This window comes from Caballeronia glathei (assembly GCF_000698595.1).
Lineage (GTDB): Bacteria > Pseudomonadota > Gammaproteobacteria > Burkholderiales > Burkholderiaceae > Caballeronia > Caballeronia glathei.
The window spans coordinates 23592-47511 of the sequence record NZ_JFHC01000064.1; the positions used below are offsets into that span (position 1 = coordinate 23592).

The window sequence follows — 23920 nt, forward strand, 5'->3', positions numbered from 1 at the left end:
AGTTGTCCTAACGGCGACTGTTAAACTGATTCGCGGCTGCGGCGCCTGCCACATAACCCGCTTTCTGCGAGAGTTGCTCGACGAACAGACGGCGTGCCGCGAGCGATTCATAATTACGCAGCGCCGCGGCCAATAGTTTACCGTTAGACAGAAGCTTTGCAGCGTTCTCGGTGGTTATTGACGAGACCTTTTGCGTGATCGTGCGGCCGATTGCGCCTGTCACGGCGCCGGCGGCCAATCCGCCGACAGTGCCGAACGGCCCGGCAGCAGATCCGAGCGCACCACCGATCAGGCTTTGCACAGCGCTGTCCCTGAACGCCTCGCCGATGTTGCGACCGAATCGCCGTCCCGCGCTCTGGTTCTGCGCGGTATCGCTTCCGCCGATCTTGCCTGTCTTGGCATAGGTCGTCGTCTGCCGTTGGAGATCGCCTGCCACGTTGGCGAACTGCTGCGCGTCCTCTTTCGACATGAAGGACGAGTACTTGTCGGATGCGTTCTTGAACGTGCTGCGGTTGAATTCCGTGTTGCCGCGGCTGTTCAGGTTGCGGTCCTGCACCTCGCCCATAGCAAGTTCACGCGCCTTTTGTTGCTGTAGAGCGATCGCCTTGGCCCGGTCGGCCGCTTCCATGTCCGGCAGCATCTTCTCGATACTGCGCAGCCCGGCCGGCGAGTCGGCGTTCTGCAACGCTTCCTGAGCCTGCGCGAGAGCCGACTGGCTGGTGCGCTGCGACTCGATCGACGCGACGTTCTGAGCGTGCGCGCCGTGCAGTTCCTTGTACGCCGGAGACTGAGCGTCGAGCACCTTTTGAAACTCGGCGTTCGCGCCAGCGTGCTTCTCGCTCGATGCCAGAGCGCGCCGGATGTACTCTTGCCCCTGCGCCGGAAGGCCGGTCAGATCGTTCTTGTTCTGCAAATGACGAGCAAGTTCGGTCAACGCGTCGATCGTGTCGGACGGAATCTTGTCGGCCGCGCGAATACCGGGCTTCATCTGCTCGGCCTTGATGCTGTTGATCGCCGTGACGAGCTTGCCCGGATCGACCTCCTTGCTTACAGGATCAATCGCGCTGTACAGGCGGCTCTGCACCGCCTCCATTGCGTCGATCGGGCCGGACGCCTGGGCGAAGTTTGCGCGAGCCTTGCCGTAGTCGGGAATGGCCGTATCCATGACGGTCAGAAGCTCGTTCTTGACTCCCTGAAGCGTGCGCACCTGTGAGTTCTCGCCGGCACGCGCGGCTGCGCTGATCTGGTCGTCCAGAGCCGCCTTGGCATTGACCAGACCACGACCCGATACGTACTTCTGCGGCGCAGACTTCGCCCCGCCGACATTAGCGTTCGCCCGGTTCTGAGCGGTCGTGAAAATGCTCGACTCGCCCTGGTTCTGCGCGGTCGTCTCGGCCTGTGCGATTGCCTTCTTGATTGCGGGCTTCTTCAGAAGCGCAGCCATTTCGGGCGAATCGACCGGGATGCCGACATGCGTCGCGAGGAAGTCATCTGCCGCCTGCGCGCCTCGCGCGGTCTTCAGCGCGTCAAGCTGTTCCGGCGTGCCGATGATCTGCTCTAGCGTGTTGGCGGCTTCTGCCTGCCGCGCCTTCTGCAAGTCGTCGAACACGGTCGAGCCCTCGTCGCGCGCCATGCGCTGAGCGAGTTTGACCGGCGCTTCGAATTGCGGCGTCTGGAGTTTCTGAGCGACGTCCTGAGCGATCGGCTGAACTTCGGCCTGCCCTTGTGCCGCCAGAGCATCACTACGCTGCGCCGCGGCTTCTGCTGCTTGGTCCGCTGCCTGCGGATTGGCCGGCGTGCCTGGGTTGTTCGGCGTGCCCTGCTGCGCTAGTTCACGCGCGATCGCCTCGTCGTTGTTCGCGCTCGCGTTGGCAGCGATGGACGGATTCGCGTTCGTGTTCGCCTTCTGGAGCGTCGTCACGTTGGCGTCGTTCGCCAGCTCGGCCGCGGTCGGCACATATCCAGGCGTTTGCGGCGCCTGAGCCGTTTCAAGCTTCGTCGCCAGTCCGCCGGGCGTATTGTCCGTTGCTCGGGCAATATCGGCCGCGACCTGAGCGTCCGGAGCCGCGCCACTGGCTGCTACCTTCGTCGCCGCCGATGGCGTCTTGCCGAACATCTCTTGAATACGCGCGATGCCCTTGGCGACGGTCGGGTTCTCAGCCAGCGCGGAGACTCCCTTACCGACGACCGAGCCGAGGCCGAAGCCAGCAGCGCCAGCGCCAGCGCCGACAGCAGCGTCGCGCGCCACTTCCATACCGGACTTGTTCTGTGCGACAGCAGGAGCCGCGCCAGCCACAGCGCCACCAGCCACGGCACCCGGAAGCGATGCGCCGCCCATCGTGACGTACGGCACAGCCGAGCCGACAGCGCCGGCCACCTTGCCCGCGACGCTGTTGCTCGAGTCGCGCGCCATCTGTGCGTCGATCTGCTGATGCGCGGCTTGGGCTTGATTGGCAAAGTCGTTCGCACCAACCAGACGACCGCCGGCTGATGCGATGTCCAACAGACTGCCCGCCACACCGCCAACAGCCTTTTCCGCGACGTCGGACCACGTTGAACCATTCTTCGCAGCCGTGGCAGGATCCTGCGGCGCAGTCGGAGCGGCCGAAGCAGGCAATCCCGCGACGAAATACCCGTCGTTCTGCGGTCCGGTCGCGTCCTGAGCAGGCGCCTGTTGCGGAGCCTGGGCCGGCATGGTCAGCGTGCCATTGTCGAGCCCCGCCTTGATCGTTGCCAGTTGAGCGGGCGTGAGCGTGCCAGCCTGCATCGCGGCGAGCGTTTGCGGGCCGATCGGCTTGGGGGCGGTGGTTGGATTTGCTTGCGTTGGCCCGGAAGCGCCGGCGGCATTGGGAGCGGGGGCGGTGGTCGGACGTTGCAACGCGCCAGGATCAATCGCCAGTTTTCCTGACTTCACGCGCTGGTCGACTGCATCCATGTCCTCGGGCGACAGCCGGCCGGCGTTGTAATCCGCGACGACCTGAGCGTTCACGCCAGCACCGGGCGCCGCGGCTTGGGGCGCCTGAACCGTTGCGGTAGGCTGCGGACTAGCAGCGCCGCCAAGTCCAACTACGGACGGGTCAAGCCCGTACGACGCAGCACTCGGAAGCGGAGCAGCCGGGATCGGCTCGGCCTGCGGGGTATCCTGTCCGCCGCCCTTCGTGAAGTGCGACATGACGCGGTTGGTGTATGCGCGCGTTTGGCCGCCCCAATTCGCCGGATCGGTGCCGCCAATGTACTGCGTGACCGCGCCCGCTGCGCTTCCAGTGCGCTCGATGCCCTCTTTCAGCAGATACGCAGCACCGAGAGCCGCGGCCTGAGGCGATGACGTCGGGTCGATGTTGTACTTCTTGATGATCAACTGGCGCGTCGTCGGCGTGAACTGATACGGCGTGGTTGCTCCCGCGCTCGATACCTGATTGGCGTTCGACTTCTCGCCAGCGAGCCTGATGCTCGACAGCAAGCCAGACGGAATGCCAGCAGCAGCCGACGCAGCCTGATCCGCAGCCGCGTAGACCGGATCGCGATACGACACAGGAAAGGTATCTTTGGTCATTTCGTCGGATCGAAGGAGTTTTCACCCGGCGCGGTGTAATAAGTCGGCGCAACCTTCTTTGCGAACTTCGTGAAGCTGTCGCCCGACTTGACGAGCACAGCGTTGCCGTCAGGCGTTTGGATGGTGAAATCGCGGTATGCCGGGCCGAACGACGCGTTGTTACTGCGCGCCCAATCGCCGCGCGCGTTCGACCACGCGGCCTTCGATGCGAGGAATTTCTGCCGCGCTTGAAGATACGTCGCCCATGCTTTCGGACCGTCCGTGATCGTCGGGACGTTCGCCGCGGCCCTCGCAGTCGATGCGTCCGTGAAGTTGCCGTTGACCATGCTCGCAACCTCGCCTTGCACCACGACCGACGCGGCTTCCTGTCGCAACTGCTGAAGCTTCGACGTGTCGCCCGTCCACTTGCGGCCAGCGTTGTCCCACGTCGCGCCGAGCACGCCGCTCGTGCCGCCGCTCTCGACCTGATTGAATGCGCCCGCAAGTTCGCCGGCTTGGTCGGCCAGCTGCTGGTTCGTCTGCCCGGCCGTGTATTCCGGCTGAGCAGCAGCAATCGCCGCGGGAGGCGCGATCAGTTGCTGATTGGTGACGCCTGTTTGGGCCGTCGTCAGACCAGTTCCAGCCTGAGTCGATTGGATTCCCGCCTCGGCTTGCTGCGGGGCATACGCGGCTGCCGTTCCAGCACGAGAAGCATCTGCATTCGCCTGAGCGACCGCTGCCGGGACTGTGTTCTGCGCCACCACCGCGCGAGCTTGGGATGTCTGGTTTGCATACAGTTGATCCGCCGTGTTCGCGCTGCCAGCGTTCAGGATCTGCGAGGCAACCTGTTTCGCCTGTTCAGGGTTCTTCGTAATCAACGCTTCGAACGAGCGCGTCTGAGCAGCCCCGGCCGCGTCGCCCGAGTTCTCCTGACGCACCGCACGCGCCTCCAACAGTTCGAGCGCGCCGTTCGGGTCGTTCGCCTGCAACCGAGCCTGCATGCCGGCAACCGTGCTCACAGCGTCCGACGACATGCGCTGACGGATGTTGGCCCAATTCGTCTGAGCCTGATTCGTGTTCTGGTTGACCGTCTGCGCGAACTCGGGGTACTTGACCGCAAGCGCTTGATAGTCGGCCGGCTGAGCGTTCGGGTTCGACGCCAGCGCCTGCGATTCCATCTGGAACGCCTGTTGACGCTGATTATTCGCGATCTGAAGCCCGGAGTTCGATACGGTCGCCGCGTTCGCTGCGTTGGTCGCCTGGATACGTGACGGCGCGGTCGCCGCGTTCAGCCCGATCTGCTGCCCGGACAGCGCGGCGTTCGCCATCTGCGAATCGATGCCCTTCCCGATATTCGAGAAGTCGATGAGTTCGGCCATTTACGTCCCCGTGAAATAGATCGGATTGCCGGCGCCCGTCGTGCCGTAGGTCGGCTGATTCGCCGCGCCACCCATCGTCGAGTACGCATTCACCCCCTGCGTAATCGCGCCGATACCCGAGTTGAACGCATTCGACAGCGCGCCGGCCTGAGACGTCGCGGCGTTGGCTTGCTGGTTGTTCGCGTTGGTCGCCGCACCAGTGAACGCATTCCCGGCCGCCTGTGAGCCGCTGACCGCGTTCAGCCCGTTGCCCATCAACTGACCGTATCCAGCGAGGCGCTGCGTGATGAGCCCGTTGAGCGTGTTGATCGACGTGTTTGCGAGCGTGTTGCTCGTGTTGCTGCCGCGCAGACCGCCGGTCGCCGAGGCATTGGCAAGAATGTTCTCGTTGCCCGTCTGCATCAGCCCTTGGAACTGCGCACCGTTCTTGATGTCGCCGATTGCTTGATTCTGCGCGCCGGCGCCGTTCGAGCCGAGCAGATCCCCGTACGCCGTCAGACCGGTTTGCCCGGCCGCGAGATACGGTGAAATCTGCTGCTGCATCGTGTCGTATTGGCGCGTCGCGAGCGCGAGATTGCTCTGCGCTGCCTGCGACTGCGCGTCTGCTGCGTCACCAGCCGCGTTGGCAGACATGGCAGATCCTGCCACGCCCGCCACGGCGACGCCCGCGCCTACCGCTGCTGCTACCATAGGTCACCCCACCGAAGATTGATATGTGCCTGCCAAAAAGTACGTCCCTGCTGACAGCGCCGCGCCGTCATAGCGAAACAACCTGAGATCCGCTGAATCCGGGTCGATAACCCCGGTCACTGCGACACCTGCGGCTGATATGCCAGGAATAACGCCCCTCTGGCTGCTCAATCCTTGGTGAGTAAATGGAAGCGATACGCTCGGGAAACCGCCCGGCGTGACCAACGTAATTTCAACGTAGATGTTCGTGCCGATCGACGAGAACACAGCCGTTGCTGTGCCGCCCGACACAACCGGGTCGTAGCCATTCATTGCGCTACCGTTCACCACGTTCCCGATAGCATCCGCAACGGCCGAATCTCCGTTGAGAGCGGACGTCAGGAACATCTGCGGGATGCGAGTTAGGTTCGCCATGTCAGGTCGCCAGCGGTTCGAGTTCGACGTCCAGCCCAAACCAAGTGACATGAGCTGTCGTCACGTGATCGATCCGAACCTGCATCTTGTTGCGCGTCAGACCGCCTGGAAGCCATCGGATGCGCTTGCTATAGCCACCGCGCGTAACCGCCCGCGTGTAGCGCGTCTGCGACCAGCGAATCCCGTCCGACGAGTAGGTCATGGCGATACGCGACGTGTCGCCGGCCTGCCCCGTGATGCACTTCAGTTCGACCGACCGGAGCCCCGCTGATGCCAGCGGCAGCATAACCATAGGGCTCGAAGTGCGATGCAGTACAGGAGCGCCATAGTGACCGCCAGTAGTGCTATCCAAGAATCCGACACGGTTGTCAGCAAGATCGCCGCAAGCCCACATGCCGTTGAAACGTACAAAATTGCGAGCGCGATAGAAATCATTGGCTTCCGCTCCGCTGTTCAGTTGCGTCCAGAACTTCACGCCGAGCCCGGCCGTTGCTGTGGCGTCGAACACCAGCGTCTTATCCGGCAGGTGCACGTACAGCAGTTCCGAGTCTTCAAACGAGATCGCCTCAAGCGTCACCACCGCGACCTGTGCGGCCGACAGCTTCGCCAACTCGAAGTCGACCGCCGCGGAACTGATCTTCGCCGGCGCGTTGCCGTTGAGCATCCATACGCCGTTCGGCATGTTCCGGCCGCCGCCAATCCACGCGAGCGAGCGGTTGAAATAGCACATCGTCTGGCGGGACACGCAGCCGATGTCGAACGTGTAAGACTGCTGCACGGTGAACGGGAAGTTATTCCCGCCCGTGTTAGCCATCGTCTGAGTGGTGTTCACTCCGTGCACATACAGCTGATTGTTCAGCTTGAAGATTGCCGTGATGCCGTCCGGATCGTATTCCGCGCTCCCGAAGTAGCCAGGGAAGAACGTCAGGTTCACCAGCGAGCTAACCCAGACGTCCACGCCGTCCGTTACGATCACATAGCCAGCCATGAAGCACGCGTCGACGATCGGCGTGATGCCGGCCGACAGGCTCATATTCACTGGCAGGAAGTTGCCGACGCTCGTCCACACGATATTGAACGTCGCCCCCGTTCCTCCACCGCTAGACAGCACTTGCGGCGCTGGATTCGCCGGGATGAAGTTCGTCAGCACGCGCTGCTGAGTCGTAACTGCAACGGCCGTGATGACACCAGACGATACCGCCGTAACGGTCAGAGTCGCGAAGCACCCAAGCGGGCCAATCGTGATCGTGTCGCCGACGTTGTAGCCGGTGCCGCCGCTCACCGCAGTTGCGCCGGTCGCGTTGCTATAACCGGTCGGCGCGTAGTAATACAGAAGGCCAGCGCTCACGATGATCAGATTATCGAAGCTGTAGTCTAGACGGCACTTCAGGCCATCATTAACAACACCCCCGAGTAGCGTGCGCGTTCCGTCAGCAGCGTATGCATAGACCGACGAGCCCTGCACGCGGTACATCTTGTCTTTCCACAGGATACCGCCGCGGTCCGACTCGCCGATCGCCGAGGAAGGAAGCCATTGCGTCAGGCCGCCGTGGGATGTGCACGTGCCGGGCTTGTCCTTCGTCGGGATCTGGCGCAGCTTGAGATTGACCGCGAATCCGCCCTGCACATTCCCGTCGTCAGTCGTGCTCGTTCCCCCGGTCATTAACGGCACCGGGAGCGATTGCGTATTAGCCAACGGGACTTGAGCCATCAGGGATTCGCGTTGCTCGGGCTGTAGAAGATGTCAGCGCCCGACGTGTTCGCCGCGGCCAGCACCGTCGCGTCAGTGTCAGCCGGGTTCAGCGTGACCGCGATCGCGAGCCCGTTCTTCAGCGACAGCGGCTTCACGCCGAAATTGGCGAACACCTGCACGTTCGCCGGCAGCATGACCGTCATCATCGGCAGATCGGTGCCGAGCGTCGGCGCCTTCGCCAAGTCGAAAATCTTCAGGTAGCACGTGACCGTCGCCCATCCGCTAATCCCGTCCAGATCGCTCGGAAAGCCGGACAGCATGCTTGCGTTGGTCGTCGCTGCGGTGACAAGGTGCTTCGTCTTGAGCGGGCTGACTGCGGTAACGTACATGTGTGCTCCTAGAGCGCGACTTTGATCACATTGCCGGCGCTGGTATCGATCCACAGCTCGCCCGATCCCGCTGCCGGTTGCACGGTCGGTAGTTGATTCAGCACTTGCAGAAGCAGATTGATCGACGTGCGCTGAGTCGTGCCGCTGGACTGCGCGTAGATCGGAACCTGATCGGCGAGGTTCGGCGTCTGGTCGAAGCAGAGATTGTTGATCGTTGCCATCAAAACCCCTCGATATTGTTGTTGCCCGACCACAATTCCATGTCAGGCGCCATATGCGAATCCGGGCCTGCATCGAGCTTCGGCGGCCGCTGCGGGTAAAACTGAACTCCATCAGCCCACGGCTGATTCCCAGACCCGACAGGCATGTTGCTCGGGCGCTGATACTGTGGGATTGGCTTGTTGAAGAACAGCAAGTTATCCCGCGCGATCTTCAACTGAGCGACCGTGACCGAATGCAACGACTTGCCAATGCTCGGCGCCGCGACGATCGCAGCGGACAGAATCACGAGATTGACCAGCGCGGTCGGAATGTTCACTTCGGTCGACAGGTTAGAGACGCCCGGCGCATCGGCGAATTGCCAGCCAGGAATACGCGCGCCCTTGCTCTCCAACTCGGCCAGATTCGCATCCAGGCGATTGCTGATGCGTTCCAAGTCTTCCGGCTCGAAATCGTAGACTGCGCCGCTCAGTCCAAGCTCAGCGAGGCCCTGTTCGACGAAGTACGATTTCGGGGCTCTCACGACGCGTCCTTCTTGGCGTCCCGCGCTGCCTTCGTGCGCCCGTCGACCTTCTCTTCGACTGGCTTATCAGCCGCTTCCAACGCCGCATGCGCCGACGTGAACCAGCCCGCGGCGATATGCTCAGCGTGCTCGATCTCGTCCACGACCTTCTGCACGAGCTTGTTCCACACAACCTCGCCCTCTCCGAGCGCATCGGCAATCGGCTTGAAAATGGCAATCGTCATAGGTGACACCTCGTAAAATTTGGAGGGAAGGCGAGGATTCGAACCTCGCTTCACGCCGGCGGCGCTTTCCTCTACCCTACTTACCGCCTCCGCCGTATGTGCACATACGCGCGGCGCAGATTTTCAGCTTCCCGTTGACTCAAAAGTGCTTCTCGCGCGGATCGCAGCACGTCTCACCCTCACCAACCTCCCGCGCGCACCACCAGCAACGCAGAATGCTTAGGTTTCCTGCGTATTTTATCTTAAATGGGATATATATCAACGCTTTACGACTTCGCCTTGACAATGTTCACCTGCACAGCCGGCGCGCCTTCCTTCCCGCTCAACTCAAGCGACGATTGCGACAGGTCCGGCACGCTCTTGCGCAGCAGGATCTCTATCGCCTTCAATCGCCCCATCGGGATTTCGGATTCCGTAACACCAAGTGCATAATTCTGCAAGACATTTATTAGCTGACTTGCCTGAATTTTTGCTCTCACATCCTCTTGGTGCGTCTTGCGTAGACGCGCTGCCATTTCACCCTCCCTTGCTCGCCTCTACCGCGATTTCATCCCGCAGGATCTGAGCAGCAGCGATCAACTCGCCCGCTTCCTTCCATGCCGCGTCGCTTCCACCCTGCGCGGTCATCTGATCCAGCCGGGTGACGCGCTTCTTGACTTCGACCAGCCATGCTGCGCTGTTGGATTCTTTCAGTATCATTTCAATTCCCCGCTTTGAATGTCACATAAACGTTCATGTCACCGGGCATCGCCATATTCCGCTGCATGACCACATGCACGTTCCGGCATAGCTCACGAGCCTTGGCATCTGCAATTTCCGAGATGACCGGATCGATGTGCTCGTGGATGACGCGCTTAATTTCCGCGCAAATCGTCTCCTGGACGTTATTCGCTATTGCGTCCGCCGCATGCGTCATCGGCGATGTGATCGTCATTGCCATTTCTCAACTCTCCGCGCTATCGAACATCTCGGGCGTGACAATCGTTCTCGCCACTTGGCCGAATTTCTCGTGGTATGTGATTGCTGACGCTGCACGCTGCGAGATATAGCCACCGCGTGCGGAATGAGCATCTCGGGCTGATAGCGTCGGATGCTGCGTGACGATCATCCCGCTGTATTCCTTCTCGTCGACATGGTGACGATGGCCGCAGTGCGCGTATCGTTTCGTCGTCGCGCCCCACACCTTCGGGAACTGCGCCGCGAACAGCATCGGAAGCTGCTCGTTGTTCACCTTGTGACCGTGGTGGAACGCCAACATGATCTCGCCGTGCTGGTGGACGTAGAACGGCAGTTCTGAGTCGTTCACCGTCAGGCGTGGTTCTTTCTCATACAGCGCGGCGAACATCTGACGTAGCCAAACCGAGCTCGCCTCGTCGTGATTCCCTTCGCACATCACCAGATGAACCGTTTCATGCTTGGCGAGCGCGTGGTCGATCAGGTGGCGCAACACGCGGATTGCGGATGCGACGATCTTCGAGAAGCGCCCGTCCGTGTCGAGAACGTTCTTGTGCGCCGGAGTCAGAGGCAGCAGCCCGTCGCTATGCAGGAAATCACCCTGTATTGTCAAAATACAGGTCTTCGCCTGTGGCGCGGTTTCAACCATGTGGATAAAACTATCCCGCAACAGGCTTTCTGCGATCTTCAGATCCCAATCCGCACCACCTTCGCGATGCCATGAAAGCTGTCCGAGGTGATAGTCCGTGAAAACGATCAGATTGCAGAGATTGTCGATCGTCTTCTTCGGCCTCTTGATCGGAGCGAGGCGCGGCACGTTCTCCGCCATCGCGCCGAATGCCTCGCGCATGATCTCGGCCTGACGCTCCCGGTCAATATCCGTCTTGACCCATTGGCCGCCCTGCTGTCCGTCTTTCCCGAAATAAGTTGATGTGCCCTTGGTCAGAAATCCGTCCGGCGCTGGGTGCGTCATGTTGTACGCCGGCGCATACCCCGATCTGGCTGCGCGCTTCTCAAGCAGTTCAATCGCCCGAGCGACCGTGCTGTGATGCAGACCAAGCTTCTTGGCGGCCTTCGTGCGGCTTCCCTGTTCCTCGATGGCGTCCAGATACTTCAGCTCGCGATCCGTCGCCCACTTGCGCAAGTTCTGGTCCGTCATGATGCAAGCACCGGAGCCCACTCCGAACACTTGTCGTCCTGCTCGACTACTGGATAGTGCGCCATGACGTTCCCCGATGAATAGTCATAAACCGGTACGGGCGGATAACGCTTACAGCACGCGATCTTTTGCGATACACCGTAATGCCGGCAGTTCGCGCAGCTGTGCGTGACGACCGGCTCTTTATGCTTTTGAGAGGCCATCTCCGCTCCAATATTTAGGTATGCATATTTTACACTTCATTTCAACACACCGATGACGCCTGCCTCTATTAATGCGACATAAGTCTTGAGAACCATCTCGGCTTCGAACTCACGGCGCGCAACTTTGCTCATCTTGCCGCCCTGATCCAGTTCCGAGTGGCACTTGGTGCAGAGAGCCGCGACCAATGCATCGCTCGCCTTGATTCCCATTCCCTTACCCATGTTGGCGTGTGCCGCCTGAGTAGAGCCGCTGCGTCCGCATGCCTGGCACGGCAACGTCGCCACCGCCCGGCGCAACTTCTCCGAGCGGAAGGTCTGCGGCTTGGGGATGCCGATCAGCCGGGCTGTCATGGGAACAGCTTCCAGAGGATGGCTCCGAAGCTACCGATAACCCCGAGTGCGCCTCCTACCCAAAAGATGACGCCGACAACCGCATACCATGTCGGCGTCCCTTCGCTCTTTTCGACGAAGAACGGCTCGAAGAACGACATTAAGCATGCGACTGAAAACATAACAAACCCGATTGCCATCATTCCCCACTCCCGGAAAATCTCACCTGTTTCTCAGCGCACCACGCGTGCAGGAATTCGATGAACTCCGAAGCGTGCTTCTTGCTGAACTTGCGCGTCTGCACGCCGAGCTGCACGAATCCCGTCCCGTCGAGGTTCGGTACGATCGCACCGATTCCCTGTACTGGATCGCCTTCAGCAGCCTTAATCCGTGCGAACGCATCGACTAGGAGCCGCTTCCATGTCTCGCTATCCCGCATGGCGCCCATGAATGGCACTTGCTTGGCGATGTCGCTGAACATCGCGTGATAGAGAGCTTCCTGAACGCGGGACTTCGTGGCGGGCTTCAGTTCGACGAGCCATCCGTCCGGAGCCTGGATACACGCGCGCGAGGCGAGTTGCCGCGCTGTGGGGTGAACAAGACGGAACCGCTGGACCTCGCTCATGATTTCGGGAACTCCAGAAGCGGCATCCAATGAGAAGGGGCTAGGCGCTGCGGCCTGTTCGGGCGGAATGCTGAATCGATCCATCCCTCGCCATCGATGTACCACCCCACGACGCGAATAGGCGCCTCGGCATCGACGTGACGAGCGAACAGCATCAGCGGCGTGCCGTCCATTGGAGCCGAATCGATCGGCCGCCATTTCGGCGTAGCGTCCCGAGCTGCATGCTCGTAAGCGACGCGTAACAGTTGCTTCGTCGCCCATGAGAGTTCGCGCCAGTTCTGGTAGTCGAGGAAGTGACCGAACAGGCAATCGTGCGTGTGCGGGGTCGTTCCGCCTGAACCGCAGCCGTTGCAGGCGTTCATTTCACAATCTCCGGAAGCGCCGGCATGATTGCGATGTTGTCGAGACACGTGAGCATCACCGCCGGCCCATGCGCCGACAGAATCGCCTCCTGCGCGGCCTGCCATGTATTCCAATGGCTCTCCTTCACCGACGACAGGAGAGGAAGCTTGCGCTCTTCGTAGTTCGCTTCGAATTGCTCGCGGCCGGTCATTTCGGCTCCCTCACTGCCTGTTCGATGGCGCGGGCGAATTCGACAGCGACCCGCCTACTTATCGTATGAGCGGTCGATTTGACCCAAATTTCGTGAATCTGCTCATCCGTCAGGGCACGCGGGGCGCACTCGGCTTGCGGGGCGGCACATCGTTCCGGCTGACCGTGAGCCATTGCGTAGCAGACTCCGGCCTCATCGCAACCAACGCCCATGCTGCATCCCGCCTCACCCTTGCCGCCATCGGATAGAAGGGCGCGGGCTTCGTAATACTCAATCAACGGTTGCACTGCGCGCAGCAACTGATCGTCGCCGTGAGTTTTGAGGTTCAGCACGGCCAAGTCGAGCGCGGCTTTCTGTTCGTCGTTCATTGCTTCACCGGCGTCGGTTGGTTCCAGTCGCGGCGCCTGATGCCGAGCGCGAAATAGAGCGGATCAAAGTTGTCAGGGATCATTTCTGCTCCATCCAGTCGATCTTGTAGCCGCAGAATTTCCAGCCGTTCTTGATCGCGTTGCGCACCGAGAACTCGGATTTCTGCTTCACGTACGCGAGGTACAGAGCCGGCAGAACGAAGCACATTCCATCGGCGCCGATAATCAGGGCTCGTCTCATGCTGCTGCTCCAAAGAAGGCTTCGATGAACGGGTCACGGAATGGCTGCGATACCGTGATGGCCTGCCGGACTTCAGCAATCTCGACCTTTTGGCGCTTCCTCGGCGCGTTAGCGTTCTTTCCCTCGCCGGCCGCCCATACCTTGACCATCCGGCTTTTCTTCGCGCGCATCAGCACGTCATAGCCGTGGATGTGGATGCGATTTTCATCGTAGAGTTGGCGGATAATCGAATCGGCGTTTTGCCTGGATCGATGGATCAAAGCCATCAGCCTGTCGGCCGACATCGGCCCGTAGAACTCCAAGAGGTCTAACGCCTTATCGCGCATCAGTTCCCTTTCAACTACAGCCTTGACGAGCCCGAGCGCACGCGCTTTGTTCTTCGCCGCCTTAAGCGACCGATTCGGAAGCAAATGCATTTGACTCTCGATGCTTTCCGTCGAAGACCAAATCTTGCGGATGATCTCGACTTCCCTGTTAGTCCACCACTGATCCATTTGGAACCCCCGTTCCCTAACTCACGTCCACAATGCGATGGCGCCATTCCTTTGCCTTCGCGTCCCCAACATTCGCGAACTGACCATGCAACATCTCGGCAGCTAACGAATAAAACTCATGCGCCAACTCGGGCGAATCGAACACCCCGAGATGAATGCTTTTGTTCCTGTACCCAATGCGGGCGCACCATTTGCGGGACGCCTTGTGCCACTCGACGCCCTTGAAACCAGACCGGTTGTTGGATTGCTTGCCGCGATTCGCGCCGTTTTGCCCCTTCTCGCACACCCGAAGGTTGAAGCGTCGGTTGTCGAGCTTGTTGCCATTGATGTGATCGACTTCTCGCTTGTCGCCCGGTATAAGCCCAAGCAGAGCGCGGTGCAAAAGTACAGTCGTCTGCCTTCCTTCCTGCTTTACGTTGATCCGCGCGTAGCCATGCGACCCAACACGCCAAGCCCGTGACATCACAAGAGCCTCATCGCAGTCGTCAATAAGAAGCGGATTTTTCGCAGAACCAAGCCAGATTTCTTTCATCGCGTTAGCTCACGTCAACAATTTTGTGTAACCACTGCTTTGTTTTGGGGCACCACTTCCACCCATACACATGCAACGTCCAACCCAATTTCCTGACCTCGGCAATATGGTCCGACTCGGCTATCTTCTTCACCCGGGCCGGCACGTTGCTCCAGCTCGTAGGCTGCAATCCGATCACCTCACCGTCCTTGATCGCGATCTGATCGAGAATCCCGAACAGGTCGACTCGGATTCGCGCGCCTGGAATCCAGCGCTCTACGGTCCAAACTAGCCAGCCCTGCTCTTTCAGCAGTTCCGCAGTCAATGCGGACGGGCTGCGCTTCACGCCTTCGCCTCGAACTTGCCGATCCGGCACACGTTGCCGCCGCCCACGAAGTGATAGACCGGCAGGTGCTTGCAGTTGCGGAAACCGAGTTGGTTCATCCCGCGTGCTTCCGTCTTAGCCTGTGCGTGTTTGCAGTTGCGGCAGTTCATGCTCACTTACCGCCGCCGATGCGTTTGATGACCTGTTCCGCCAATGCGAAAGCTTCTTTTGACTTCGCCGATTCGAGCAACGGCGTAACTGAGTCGACCGATTCAAAGTTCGGAATCAGCGCGCATGCATGCGACTTTGAAATGCGTCCCTTCTCGACTGCTGCCGCCAAGACGGGCTGACGGCCGTCTTTGTCGTGACCAAGAGAAGCCGTCCAGTGAGCGGGGATGCGATGCTCGCGCGCTTCAGCGACAAGGCGCAGATACGATTCCTTGAACGCCATGCGCGCGGCGACCTTTTCGCCTTCCTCGATGAGCGGATATGCAACCCAGAAGGCCTTTGACATTTCCTCGGTCCACACGACCGATGTGCCTTCGTCAAACGGCAGAACGGCCCACGCTTCCTCTGCGCCCGGCCGGCCGTCATCGATGCGCGAGATGATCTCGGCAAGCGTCAGACGTCCCTTCAGTTCGCGACGGCACTTCGACAGCGCGACCAGCACCGCGCGCTCGTCGTAGTCCGCGAGATCGGTCAACAGCATCTTTGCCGCCGCTTCGCTCAGGTTCGTTCCGCACAACTCGGCAGTCGCCGCGAGTGCTTGAATCAGATCAACGGCCGCCATTTGCTACCTCCGCTTGTTCGATGAGTCGGGACCACATATCGCCCGATGTTTGGAGCCGGTCGGCTTCACGCGCCTTCGTTTCGGTGACTCGGGTGCTCGTCGCCCACTCTGTGCGCAACTTCTCTGCGTCCTTCGCCATCGCGCCCGCGCTGTGCATCGTCTGCACGTAGAACCGGTTGTTGTGCGAGACATAGAACGCAGCGACCGCGGGCGACTCAGTTCCGCCAAGACGCTTCACGAAGTTGGCAACCTGGGCGTTGACAGTGGCGTTTCGTACCGGCTTCGTCCCGTATCGACGCTCGTAAGCCGATTCGTATGCATTCCACGTCTCGCCTGTCAGCGTCGAAGCCTTCTTTTCGGCGCCGGCGACGAGTGCGTCAGCACGGTCGCTGGAACGCTTTTGGTTTAAGGGTGGATTAAAGGACGGGTTAAAGGACGTATTGGGTGTCACCGTGCTACCCCGTTCCTGCGTCATTGACACCCCGTTAGCTTCACCATGACACCCCGTCGGCGTCACCGTGACACCCCGCTCTGAACGGGGGTTCACCGTGCCACCCGGCTTTTTCATCTGAATGTCGTAGCAGATGGGACGCTTGTCGGCGCGATCGATATAAGCGGCGACGATCGACTGATTGCCCTTTGCAATCATTCCCAACTCCTCAAGTGAGTCGAGCTTGCGTCGGATCGTGCTTTCGGAAAGCCCAGTGTCCCGTTCGAGCTTCGCAGTCGACGGGAATGCAGCCTTTCCATCATGGTCGGCGTAATTGGCGAGACACAGCAGAACGTGACGCGCCGATGCGTCCGTCACGATCTGCTGCTCCATCGCCCAACTCATTGCTTGAATGCTCACACAAGGCCCCTACCGCCTTCAGGCGTTAGTTGTACTGAAAAGTAGAAATAGAAGGCGCCTATTGGAAAGCGGCTTTTATTACTGCTTCATCCGATCGTGGTCGACCGTTTAGTTTTTAGGCCCCGTCACCGCCCAAAGTGGGCTGCTTCAAACTGAACAACTACCGGGTGCAACGGCCCATATGCTGAGCGCAGGACGTGGTACCCAATGTAAATCTGCATCGACACGCCCATTTGGATAGCCCGAGACACCAATTCCCCCGCTTCAGGGATTGGGAGCTCAGCTGCCAAGTTGGTCGTGCTATTGGTCATGCTGCGATGCGGGACCCGTTTTGGGCCACGTCTGCACTGACCCCAAGGAGGTTCGCAGGCAAAGTGCCAACAGTGCCAAACAGAAACAGCTTCGTGATGCGAGCCAGGGCCGCGGAATCCGAGTCGATGCCATACAGGGCTTTGTACGCCTGCATGCCTTCGTACACCGGGTCTTCCAGACGGGTCTTAACTTCGTTTCGGAACTCAGCACGTCGAGACATTTGCTTTACCTCCTTTCGTTAAAAAAAGAACAACATGAAATTGACGCAAAAGAAGATCCGGCTCATGAAACTAGCCAGAAGGAAATCAGGCGGCGATCTTTCCGGTGCGCCGGTAGTAGGTCCAGTCGATCCGGTCGTTGAGCATCTCGCTCATGACTCCGGTGTGCGCCTCGACGGCGGAGCAGTGCTCAGCCGGGACGCGACCTTGCTTTCGCCACTCCTGGATGACCTGATACCCGGACAGCTCCAGCGCCCGAGCCATAGCGCTCAAGGTTCCGAAGTGCTTGATGGCACGTTCGAGGGAATCGTTGGTTTGGGTCATGACGGACTTGATAGTGGTGTGCATGGAGACCATTCTATACAAGTACCGCTTGTGTTGCAAGCACCTCTTGCATTTTCGCAAGTAACGCTTGCAGCTAGCATTGCGGATATGACAATCCACACCAGAATCAAAGAATTGCGAGCAGCCGCAGAGCTCTCGCTGGAGTCGCTTGCGGCCCGTCTCGGCGTGTCATGGCAGACCGTTCAGCAATGGGAAAAGGGGAAAACGACGCCGAGCATAAAAAGAATTGAAGCAATTGCTGAAGCGTTGAATACAACCCGGGAATACCTCTTGTTCGGGGAATCACCGCAGACAAAAACAGGTCAATCTAGCGTATCGACGGAATCCGAAGGCGCAAACGTTACCGAAAGTAGCGCGCAGGCTGTGCCATTGCGCTATTCTGTAGACGTTAAAAACTTCCGCAGAGTGTTCGTGGTTGGGCGAGCACAAGGCGGATTACCTGAACGAATCTGGACGGACGGGGATTATCCTGTGGGAGCTACCGATGAGTATGCGGAGTTGGCGACGACCGATCCGCATGCCTTTCTATCGCCGATTGTCGGTACTTCAATGGTGCCGAAGTTCAATCCTGGCGACTTCGCCTTTGTAGAGCCCGGCACGGCGCCGGAAATCGAAGATGACGTGCTGGTGCGACTGAACACCGGCGAAACCATGTTGAAACGACTTATTTCTCGCCGCGGAGGTATCCAACTCGCTTCATATAATGAGCCGGGCACTCTCCTTTATCAGCCGGAGGAAATCACCTGGATGTACTACGTTGCGCATTACGTCCCGGCCCGTAAAATCAAGCACCGGATGTAATCATATGAAGAAAATAATCACATCGATAATAGCCCTCGCAGCCGCGACAAATGCGCACGCATTCGCCGTCACAGCATATTCGACCGGCCAACAAGAGTTGGTGCAGACCGTGACTGGACAAACGGTGGTTCGCTGCCACTTCCAGTACAGCGGCCAAGAATTCACCAAGCTTTACCCCTTCGGCACGATCTGCCCGATGTCGATCGAAGTCGAATAACAGTACAAGTAAGCGCCCCAAGAACCCCGCCTTGAGCGGGGTTTTTTGTTGCGTCGCGCAATGTTAGAGGGGCTGCGCTAAAAAAATTTTGCCTTCTCTTGCAAGAGCCTCTTGCAATACAAGCGTTGCTTGTGTAGAGTACATCCATGCGCTGAACGAACAGCGACATGGAGACCGAGATGAGCGTACTTGCTGAAGACCTGATCGAACTGAAGCGTCTCGCCGAAGGTGGCGCCGGCGCGCTGGTTGAAAAGCTGCTCCATGAAGTAGCCGCCCGTCTGATCTCGGACGGCCTGCGCGACACGCGGGAGGGTTGCTGAGATGGACGCGAACATCGTGATTGTTCTGGCTGCGTTCTGCGCTGTGCTGTTCGTGTTCGATGTGATCTACGGGTGACGCCATGAAATACGGATGCACGCCTCAGGGTGTTACGAGGCTAGGCGAGTGGCTGTACGACAAAGAGCTTGCCGAGCTGGACGACGAGTACGAAGCAACCGATGACCATTCGGACGAGCACTTCGACCGGATGGACCGACAAACTGAACTGAGGTGAGCGATGCAGATTAGCCCCTACTACGACACCCGGCCTTATGTGTCCATCCAAGTTTCGACGGACGATTTCGGCGATGAAGTAATGGCGGTGGCGCATCTGAATCCGGACATCGACATGTTCCAAGTCAAGATGAACAACGACACGTGGTGGCACCTGTTCGAATTCGCCGACAAGGTTCTCGACTGGCGCGACGGGCACGACGCGGAATAAGCAGGAACACGCAGCGTTTTGATCGATGCAAGTTGTATATCAGCTTTCATCCTTGAAAACGTTGCGATTAGTAGTGCAAATCTGAAACTGTCGGAATTCGGCCAAAGGAGTGCCGCATATGGACAAGCAACTGACGCATTGGAAGAAGCTGATAAATCCGGACTACATCGGCGCGTATGCACTGAATCCGGATGAAGACTTGACGGTGACCATCGATTACGTGCAGCGCGAACAAGTCTCAGGAGCGGACGGAAAGAAGGAGGAATGCACCGTCGCTCATCTGGTCGGCCAGAAGCCGCTGATTCTGAACAACACGAATTCGAAGTCGATCCAGAAGCTCTACGGGCCGTACATCGAAGAATGGTCAGGGAAGCGGATAACACTGTTCGCCAGCACGACGCGGGCCTTCGGCGAGACGGTGGAGTGCCTTCGAATACGACCGACCGTTGCGAAGCCAGCCAGGAAGCGGATAGACGAATCCAGGCTGGACAAGGCGATCAAGTCGATTCTCGCGGGGCAGTACACCACGGAAAAGCTCAATGCGCAGTTTGATCTGACCGCCGAGCAGGAAAAGAAGGTCAACGATGCGGTCAAGGCCGCGATGGAGGGAAGTGATGCTGAAGATCAGATGTTCGTCGCTGAGCCGAATCATGACGGAGCCGAAGGGTAAGGATGAGGTTCTGTCGGTCGGCGCGAAGACGTACGTCGAGGATCTGGCAAGCGAGTTCGTGTACGGCTACACGAAGACCATCGGGAGCAAGGAAATGGACAAGGGAATCATCGTAGAGAACACGTCCATCGCCCTGCTGAACGATGTGCTGTTCACCAGCTACACGAAGAACACGGAGCGCAAGACGAACGACTGGCTGACCGGTGAATGCGATATCGACACCGGAAGCAAGATCATCGACATCAAGTCGTCGTGGTCGCTCCCGACCTTCCCCACCACGATACGCGCCGGCCGGGACAAGGACTACGAGTGGCAGCTCCGCGGCTACATGCTTCTGTGGGACCGAGACGAGGCAGAGATTGCCTACTGCATGGTGACGACGCCCGATGAACTGATCCGCTTCGAGCCGACCGAGATCCATTACGTGGATCACATCGACCCGGCGCTTCGTGTGACTCGGGTTCCGTACCAACGGGACCGGGCACTCGAAGAAAAGATCAAGCAGAAGGTCGAAGCCGCCCGAGCGTATTTCGACGAGGTTGTCGAGTTGATCGCAACCGAGCACGCGTAATCGTTCTGAGGTTTCCGGTGATCCATAGCGTTCGAATCCGGGCGCCAAAACCGGCCAGATAACTTGGGGAGTGGACATGGGCTCATTTGTTGGTATTTCGATTGCCTTGGCTGTCGTCGCTGCGTGGCTTACGCACATTGCAGACTGCTTCATCTCGCACTCGTGGGGACTGTTGATTGCTGGCGCGATCTTCTTCCCGGTCGGCATTGTCCACGGCTTCGGCGTGTGGTGCGGATTCTGGAGCTAACGATGACCATCGCTCAGAAAAACGGGCTGATCGTCGGTCTTACCGGCGTAGGAGTCGGGTGCTTTTGGTATCTGGTCGTCTTCTTGGCTGCGGGAGGTGCGTGATGGGGATTATCAAGATTTGGGCGGTGACGCTGATCGTCGCGAGCGCCTATCTCGCCCTTGGCGCAGAAATGGACTACCGCGCGGCTCAGATCGAGCGCTGTTCGGTCGTTCGATGCAATGGGCTGACGACGTGAGCACGCTGATCGTCGCGGGTATATGGGCGCTCGTCTGCCTGTTCATCTGCCTGTTTGTGCATGGAGCCAAGCGAGCACGGCGCACTGGTAAGTGGACGGAAGAAGCGCGGCGCAATGTGAAGTGGCCGGTACGAGGAGAAATGGAATGAGCGAGAAACATACGCCTGGACCGTGGTTCGTCACTGGAACAGGATTGAGTCGATATGTAGAAGGCAAGGTGCGCCCCGGCGTTCTGCAAGAGGTCGCCTGGTGTGGCGCTACTGAAGTGCCTGAGCAAATGGAAGCGAATGCACGCCTGATAGCCGCCGCTCCTGAGTTGCTCGAAGCGCTGCAGGCAATGGTTGATGCTCATGCTATTCCGTCATCGATTTGCAAAGAGCGCCCGGTTTATGAGGCAGCTCTCGCCGCAATCCGCAAAGCAACCGCCGAATAATGGCGCACAGCGCCGGACACGATAGAGAGAAATCATGAGCTGCGATCAGCAACGATTTGAGCGCGACATCGCGCAACACAAGATGACCATCGTGCGCGACGACGGCGTCGACCGGCACATCAAGTTCCGCGCAGCGGACGGCGACAGTTGCTACTGGTTCGAGATTCTGACGTGGCCGGGCGCGCTGCTGATCCGCGGCGACTGCGGCACGTACGTCTTCTCGCGTACGACGGACATGTTCTCGTTCTTCCGCGTCGACCGCGGCAACGACCCGAAGAAGCTTTACATCAACACCGGCTACTGGGCAGAGAAGCTTCAGGCAGTCAGCAGCGACGGATACGGTCGTGGCGCTGTAGAGCGTTTCTCCGGATCGTCTTTCAAGCAGCGCGTGAAGGAGCGCGTCGACGGATACCTCGAAGGGCGCGAGACGACGGCCGAGCAGCGCGCCGATCTGTGGCGGGACATCAACGACGACGTCTTCGCCTACGTGGAAGACGACCGCGAAGACATCGCGTTTAGTCGATTGATGGATTTCTCATCGAAAGACTTCCCGCGCCTCTTCGAGGATTGCTGGGAGTGGAACTGCAAGGAATACACGTTCCGCTTCATCTGGAACCTGTACGCGATCGCCTGGGCGATCCGCCAGTATGACGCGGCTAAGCAGGAAATCGCCGCATGACCCCCACAAAGACCGCCGCTCTCACTCACCTACGAGCGCTATGCAACGCAAATATGCCGACTAGCGTGCTGCTGCATGAGGCGGTAGCGGCGAGCGCGGCTCTGTTCTCAACACTGGCCGGGCAACCGGTGGAAATCAGGATCGGCAGCGTGCTGATCGCAAGGAGTGGAAAGTGACAGAACGAAACAAGTTGATCTGCGCCGCACGAGGCTGCGACGGCTGCAATGTGTGCAATGACCGCGCAGACGTAGCAGCGGAACGTGAGCGCTTCGAGACATGGGCGCGCGATGAAGGGCTGATTTCGGAGTCGCACGGCGTTCGGTTCGTCAATTCGATGTGTGACGTAGCGAGGAAAGCATGGGATGCCCGCGCCGCTATATCGTCTGACGCGCCGGATGGCGGCAAGGATTCGGAGCTTCGCGGCATTGAGCGCGCGTACCAAGCCGCAAAAGACGCGGGCAAAGAACCCGGATGGGCCAACCATTATGCGAACGCACTGCAAGCAATCCGCGCTCTTATTCAGGGGATGAAATGAACGACGAACAGATTAAAGAACTTTGGCTTCACGTTACCGGCTTTGATGCTGATGCTTACGGCGACGAAGCCGATGTTATCAGATTCGCCCGTGCCCTTCTAGCGAATGATGGCAAGGGTGCAGAGCAAATGACTGAGCGAGAAAAGTTTGAACACTGGTTTAATAGTCGATTGAACAGTCCAATGACTTTTGGTCGCACCATGTCAGGGTACGCCGATATTGCCGCAGATCGCATGTGGCAAGCTTGGCAAGCCGCCCGCCGCACTGTGCGCGATACGCAAGCCGAGTGCGCCCCGCGTGCGCTGACGGATGCCATCGACTTGACCATCAAGACGCTTGAGCGGCAGCTTGATCTGATCACCGAACGTGCGCCGGGAAACTATCTGGACAAGACACCGATTGTCCGGTCGCTTCGGGCACACAAACAGCGCCTTGAGCGCGCCATCGAACAGGCAGTGAACAAGGGAGCGGGCAATGACTGAGCGCGAAAAACTGTTCCGAGAGTATTCCGCCTACATGTCCGGTTCGGATGTCTTCAAGCTAGATATGTTCGAGAGAATTTGTCAAGCCGCCCGCCGCACTGTGAGCGATGCGCAAGCCGAGTGCGCCCACAAGTTCGTCCCGTATTACGAAGGCGTGCAACTGTGCGAGAAGTGCAAGACGACGCAAGCCGAGTGCGGCAAGAGCAGCGGGGAGGCAGTCGGCGAAATAACTCACAGCTCCTTCGAGGGCTGGTACTTCCACCCGTACATCAACTGGCCTGAAATCGGTGATGGCACGAAGCTCTACGCCGCCCCCCAGCACAGCACCGACACAGCGGGGGCGAATCCCGTGCTATCGACGGAAGTCTGCGCGCAGGATGTCTTCGAGAAGGGCCAGTCCATCGGCCTGTTCGACATCCCCAAGCACACCGCCAACGAGATATGCGCGGGGATTTCGGCGGCCACCGGCGCACGCGTGGACTGGCATTACATTGGGGGCCGAGTTCACATGAAGGCGCTAGCAGCCACTCCTGCGAGCAGCGCCGACATAGATGCGATGCGGCTGGATTTTGCCCAAGCATATCTGGCGTTCAAGGGCGCTTTCGATACCCCGCAAATGCGCATGAAAATCAAAGGCGAATATGCCGATGACGCGCGCCGTAGGATGCGTGAGTTTGCGGATCGTTTCTCCGCCCCCGCGATGCGGCTGGAGCCAACCGAAGCGCAGGCCGAGGCAATGGGCGAGAAAGGCGCGCCTCACAGTGAGCACGAGCGCAAGCTCTACGAGGCGTATTGCAAGGGCCACTGCTGGGCTGTCGGGAAGTGGAACGCCGAGAAAGGCTACTACATGGATATGATCGATCGCATCCGGTTCGCCATGTGGCGAGATCGCGCTGCACTCGGTATCGCCGCTATCGACGCGGCATTGCAGGCTAAGGGGGTG

The 23920-nt window shown here is 59.3% G+C and carries 41 protein-coding genes; 15 read left to right on the forward strand and 26 right to left on the reverse strand.

Annotation, left to right across the window (positions count from 1 at the left end):
* Positions 1-7 precede the first annotated feature (7 nt).
* The 26 genes from BG61_RS29740 to BG61_RS29865 form a co-directional block, all read right to left on the reverse strand.
* Positions 8-3553 carry a hypothetical protein gene (locus BG61_RS29740; RefSeq protein ID WP_035931402.1) on the reverse strand — a complete coding sequence of 1182 codons (3546 nt, stop codon included), beginning with the start codon at positions 3551-3553 and terminating at the stop codon, positions 8-10.
* Positions 3550-4911 (reverse strand): hypothetical protein, encoded by a 1362-nt coding sequence (locus BG61_RS29745; RefSeq protein WP_035931404.1) that lies wholly within the window; start codon positions 4909-4911, stop codon positions 3550-3552. The genes BG61_RS29740 and BG61_RS29745 overlap by 4 nt, the downstream gene beginning before the upstream one ends.
* Positions 4912-5544, reverse strand: a complete 633-nt coding sequence (locus BG61_RS29750; RefSeq protein WP_051672867.1) for a hypothetical protein — start codon at positions 5542-5544, stop codon at positions 4912-4914. It lies immediately after the preceding gene.
* Between the two features lie 60 nt (positions 5545-5604).
* A complete protein-coding gene (locus BG61_RS29755; protein WP_035931406.1) occupies positions 5605-6015 on the reverse strand; it encodes a hypothetical protein in 411 nt (136 codons plus the stop codon).
* Position 6016: 1 nt separating this feature from the next.
* Complete coding sequence (locus BG61_RS29760) at positions 6017-7726, reverse strand: packaged DNA stabilization protein (protein WP_081868221.1); 1710 nt, start codon at positions 7724-7726, stop codon at positions 6017-6019.
* A complete protein-coding gene (locus tag BG61_RS29765; RefSeq protein WP_035931417.1) occupies positions 7726-8097 on the reverse strand; it encodes a hypothetical protein in 372 nt (123 codons plus the stop codon). Before BG61_RS29765 ends, BG61_RS29760 begins: the two co-directional genes overlap by 1 nt.
* Positions 8098-8105: 8 nt before the next feature.
* Positions 8106-8318, reverse strand: a complete 213-nt coding sequence (locus tag BG61_RS29770) for a hypothetical protein (protein ID WP_035931418.1) — start codon at positions 8316-8318, stop codon at positions 8106-8108.
* Complete coding sequence (locus BG61_RS29775; RefSeq protein ID WP_035931420.1) at positions 8318-8839, reverse strand: packaged DNA stabilization gp4 family protein; 522 nt, start codon at positions 8837-8839, stop codon at positions 8318-8320. Before BG61_RS29775 ends, BG61_RS29770 begins: the two co-directional genes overlap by 1 nt.
* Positions 8836-9063: a hypothetical protein gene (locus BG61_RS29780; protein ID WP_035931421.1), complete on the reverse strand. Its 228-nt coding sequence runs from the start codon at positions 9061-9063 to the stop codon at positions 8836-8838. The genes BG61_RS29775 and BG61_RS29780 overlap by 4 nt, the downstream gene beginning before the upstream one ends.
* 266 nt (positions 9064-9329) lie before the next feature.
* Positions 9330-9578 carry a hypothetical protein gene (locus BG61_RS29785; RefSeq protein ID WP_035931424.1) on the reverse strand — a complete coding sequence of 83 codons (249 nt, stop codon included), beginning with the start codon at positions 9576-9578 and terminating at the stop codon, positions 9330-9332.
* Between the two features lies 1 nt (position 9579).
* Positions 9580-9762 (reverse strand): hypothetical protein, encoded by a 183-nt coding sequence (locus tag BG61_RS29790; RefSeq protein WP_035931429.1) that lies wholly within the window; start codon positions 9760-9762, stop codon positions 9580-9582.
* Position 9763: 1 nt separating this feature from the next.
* Positions 9764-10003: a hypothetical protein gene (locus BG61_RS29795; RefSeq protein WP_035931431.1), complete on the reverse strand. Its 240-nt coding sequence runs from the start codon at positions 10001-10003 to the stop codon at positions 9764-9766.
* Between the two features lie 3 nt (positions 10004-10006).
* The gene (locus BG61_RS29800) at positions 10007-11176 is read right to left on the reverse strand and encodes a helix-turn-helix domain-containing protein (protein WP_051672868.1); all 1170 of its coding nucleotides are present in this window, start codon (positions 11174-11176) and stop codon (positions 10007-10009) included.
* Positions 11177-11415: 239 nt separating this feature from the next.
* Positions 11416-11730, reverse strand: a complete 315-nt coding sequence (locus tag BG61_RS29805) for a DUF968 domain-containing protein (protein ID WP_051672869.1) — start codon at positions 11728-11730, stop codon at positions 11416-11418.
* Positions 11727-11912 carry a hypothetical protein gene (locus tag BG61_RS29810; RefSeq protein ID WP_035931434.1) on the reverse strand — a complete coding sequence of 62 codons (186 nt, stop codon included), beginning with the start codon at positions 11910-11912 and terminating at the stop codon, positions 11727-11729. The genes BG61_RS29805 and BG61_RS29810 overlap by 4 nt, the downstream gene beginning before the upstream one ends.
* Complete coding sequence (locus BG61_RS42980) at positions 11909-12334, reverse strand: recombination protein NinB (RefSeq protein WP_035931443.1); 426 nt, start codon at positions 12332-12334, stop codon at positions 11909-11911. The genes BG61_RS29810 and BG61_RS42980 overlap by 4 nt, the downstream gene beginning before the upstream one ends.
* Complete coding sequence (locus BG61_RS42985) at positions 12331-12696, reverse strand: hypothetical protein (protein WP_035931446.1); 366 nt, start codon at positions 12694-12696, stop codon at positions 12331-12333. Before BG61_RS42985 ends, BG61_RS42980 begins: the two co-directional genes overlap by 4 nt.
* Positions 12693-12887: a hypothetical protein gene (locus BG61_RS29825; RefSeq protein ID WP_035931448.1), complete on the reverse strand. Its 195-nt coding sequence runs from the start codon at positions 12885-12887 to the stop codon at positions 12693-12695. Before BG61_RS29825 ends, BG61_RS42985 begins: the two co-directional genes overlap by 4 nt.
* Positions 12884-13255 carry a hypothetical protein gene (locus tag BG61_RS29830; RefSeq protein ID WP_035931450.1) on the reverse strand — a complete coding sequence of 124 codons (372 nt, stop codon included), beginning with the start codon at positions 13253-13255 and terminating at the stop codon, positions 12884-12886. Before BG61_RS29830 ends, BG61_RS29825 begins: the two co-directional genes overlap by 4 nt.
* A gap of 79 nt (positions 13256-13334) precedes the next feature.
* Positions 13335-13496, reverse strand: coding sequence for a hypothetical protein (locus BG61_RS42990; protein ID WP_161783712.1), 162 nt, complete (start codon positions 13494-13496; stop codon positions 13335-13337).
* Positions 13493-13990 (reverse strand): hypothetical protein, encoded by a 498-nt coding sequence (locus BG61_RS29835; RefSeq protein ID WP_035931452.1) that lies wholly within the window; start codon positions 13988-13990, stop codon positions 13493-13495. The genes BG61_RS42990 and BG61_RS29835 overlap by 4 nt, the downstream gene beginning before the upstream one ends.
* Before the next feature lie 16 nt (positions 13991-14006).
* Positions 14007-14522, reverse strand: a complete 516-nt coding sequence (locus BG61_RS39450; RefSeq protein WP_051672870.1) for an HNH endonuclease — start codon at positions 14520-14522, stop codon at positions 14007-14009.
* A 4-nt stretch (positions 14523-14526) separates the two neighbouring features.
* The gene (locus BG61_RS29845; protein WP_035931454.1) at positions 14527-14847 is read right to left on the reverse strand and encodes a hypothetical protein; all 321 of its coding nucleotides are present in this window, start codon (positions 14845-14847) and stop codon (positions 14527-14529) included.
* Between the two features lie 151 nt (positions 14848-14998).
* A complete protein-coding gene (locus tag BG61_RS29850) occupies positions 14999-15496 on the reverse strand; it encodes a hypothetical protein (RefSeq protein ID WP_129572144.1) in 498 nt (165 codons plus the stop codon).
* A gap of 106 nt (positions 15497-15602) precedes the next feature.
* The gene (locus BG61_RS39455) at positions 15603-16439 is read right to left on the reverse strand and encodes a helix-turn-helix domain-containing protein (RefSeq protein WP_051672872.1); all 837 of its coding nucleotides are present in this window, start codon (positions 16437-16439) and stop codon (positions 15603-15605) included.
* Positions 16440-16773: 334 nt separating this feature from the next.
* Entirely contained in the window at positions 16774-16998 is a 225-nt protein-coding gene (locus tag BG61_RS29865; RefSeq protein ID WP_035931462.1) for a hypothetical protein, read from the reverse strand.
* Between the two features lie 34 nt (positions 16999-17032).
* Between BG61_RS29865 and BG61_RS44205 the strand changes: the two genes are divergently transcribed.
* The 15 genes from BG61_RS44205 to BG61_RS29925 form a co-directional block, all read left to right on the forward strand.
* Positions 17033-18142: an XRE family transcriptional regulator gene (locus BG61_RS44205; protein ID WP_232256152.1), complete on the forward strand. Its 1110-nt coding sequence runs from the start codon at positions 17033-17035 to the stop codon at positions 18140-18142.
* Positions 18143-18146: 4 nt separating this feature from the next.
* Positions 18147-18359 (forward strand): hypothetical protein, encoded by a 213-nt coding sequence (locus BG61_RS29880; RefSeq protein ID WP_035931478.1) that lies wholly within the window; start codon positions 18147-18149, stop codon positions 18357-18359.
* A 167-nt stretch (positions 18360-18526) separates the two neighbouring features.
* A complete protein-coding gene (locus BG61_RS43395) occupies positions 18527-18679 on the forward strand; it encodes a hypothetical protein (RefSeq protein ID WP_169743324.1) in 153 nt (50 codons plus the stop codon).
* A 236-nt stretch (positions 18680-18915) separates the two neighbouring features.
* The gene (locus BG61_RS29885; protein WP_035942509.1) at positions 18916-19122 is read left to right on the forward strand and encodes a hypothetical protein; all 207 of its coding nucleotides are present in this window, start codon (positions 18916-18918) and stop codon (positions 19120-19122) included.
* Positions 19123-19240: 118 nt separating this feature from the next.
* Complete coding sequence (locus BG61_RS29890) at positions 19241-19792, forward strand: hypothetical protein (RefSeq protein ID WP_051672874.1); 552 nt, start codon at positions 19241-19243, stop codon at positions 19790-19792.
* Positions 19773-20363, forward strand: a complete 591-nt coding sequence (locus BG61_RS29895; protein ID WP_232256155.1) for a hypothetical protein — start codon at positions 19773-19775, stop codon at positions 20361-20363. Before BG61_RS29890 ends, BG61_RS29895 begins: the two co-directional genes overlap by 20 nt.
* A 76-nt stretch (positions 20364-20439) precedes the next feature.
* A complete protein-coding gene (locus tag BG61_RS43400) occupies positions 20440-20610 on the forward strand; it encodes a hypothetical protein (protein WP_169743326.1) in 171 nt (56 codons plus the stop codon).
* Positions 20611-20713: 103 nt separating this feature from the next.
* Positions 20714-20848 (forward strand): hypothetical protein, encoded by a 135-nt coding sequence (locus tag BG61_RS44710; RefSeq protein ID WP_267908592.1) that lies wholly within the window; start codon positions 20714-20716, stop codon positions 20846-20848.
* On the forward strand, positions 20845-20997 hold the full coding sequence (locus tag BG61_RS42995; protein WP_161783714.1) for a hypothetical protein: 153 nt from the start codon (positions 20845-20847) through the stop codon (positions 20995-20997). Before BG61_RS44710 ends, BG61_RS42995 begins: the two co-directional genes overlap by 4 nt.
* A complete protein-coding gene (locus BG61_RS42245) occupies positions 20994-21281 on the forward strand; it encodes a hypothetical protein (protein WP_129572145.1) in 288 nt (95 codons plus the stop codon). Before BG61_RS42995 ends, BG61_RS42245 begins: the two co-directional genes overlap by 4 nt.
* 34 nt (positions 21282-21315) lie before the next feature.
* Positions 21316-21960, forward strand: coding sequence for a hypothetical protein (locus BG61_RS29905; RefSeq protein WP_035931501.1), 645 nt, complete (start codon positions 21316-21318; stop codon positions 21958-21960).
* Positions 21957-22136: a hypothetical protein gene (locus BG61_RS29910; RefSeq protein WP_035942510.1), complete on the forward strand. Its 180-nt coding sequence runs from the start codon at positions 21957-21959 to the stop codon at positions 22134-22136. Before BG61_RS29905 ends, BG61_RS29910 begins: the two co-directional genes overlap by 4 nt.
* Complete coding sequence (locus BG61_RS29915; RefSeq protein WP_035942511.1) at positions 22133-22495, forward strand: hypothetical protein; 363 nt, start codon at positions 22133-22135, stop codon at positions 22493-22495. Before BG61_RS29910 ends, BG61_RS29915 begins: the two co-directional genes overlap by 4 nt.
* Positions 22492-22977 (forward strand): phiTE_015 family protein, encoded by a 486-nt coding sequence (locus BG61_RS29920; RefSeq protein ID WP_035931507.1) that lies wholly within the window; start codon positions 22492-22494, stop codon positions 22975-22977. Before BG61_RS29915 ends, BG61_RS29920 begins: the two co-directional genes overlap by 4 nt.
* On the forward strand, positions 22970-23920 hold a 951-nt coding region (locus BG61_RS29925), incomplete at its 3' end, for a hypothetical protein (protein ID WP_035942512.1). The genes BG61_RS29920 and BG61_RS29925, both read left to right, overlap by 8 nt.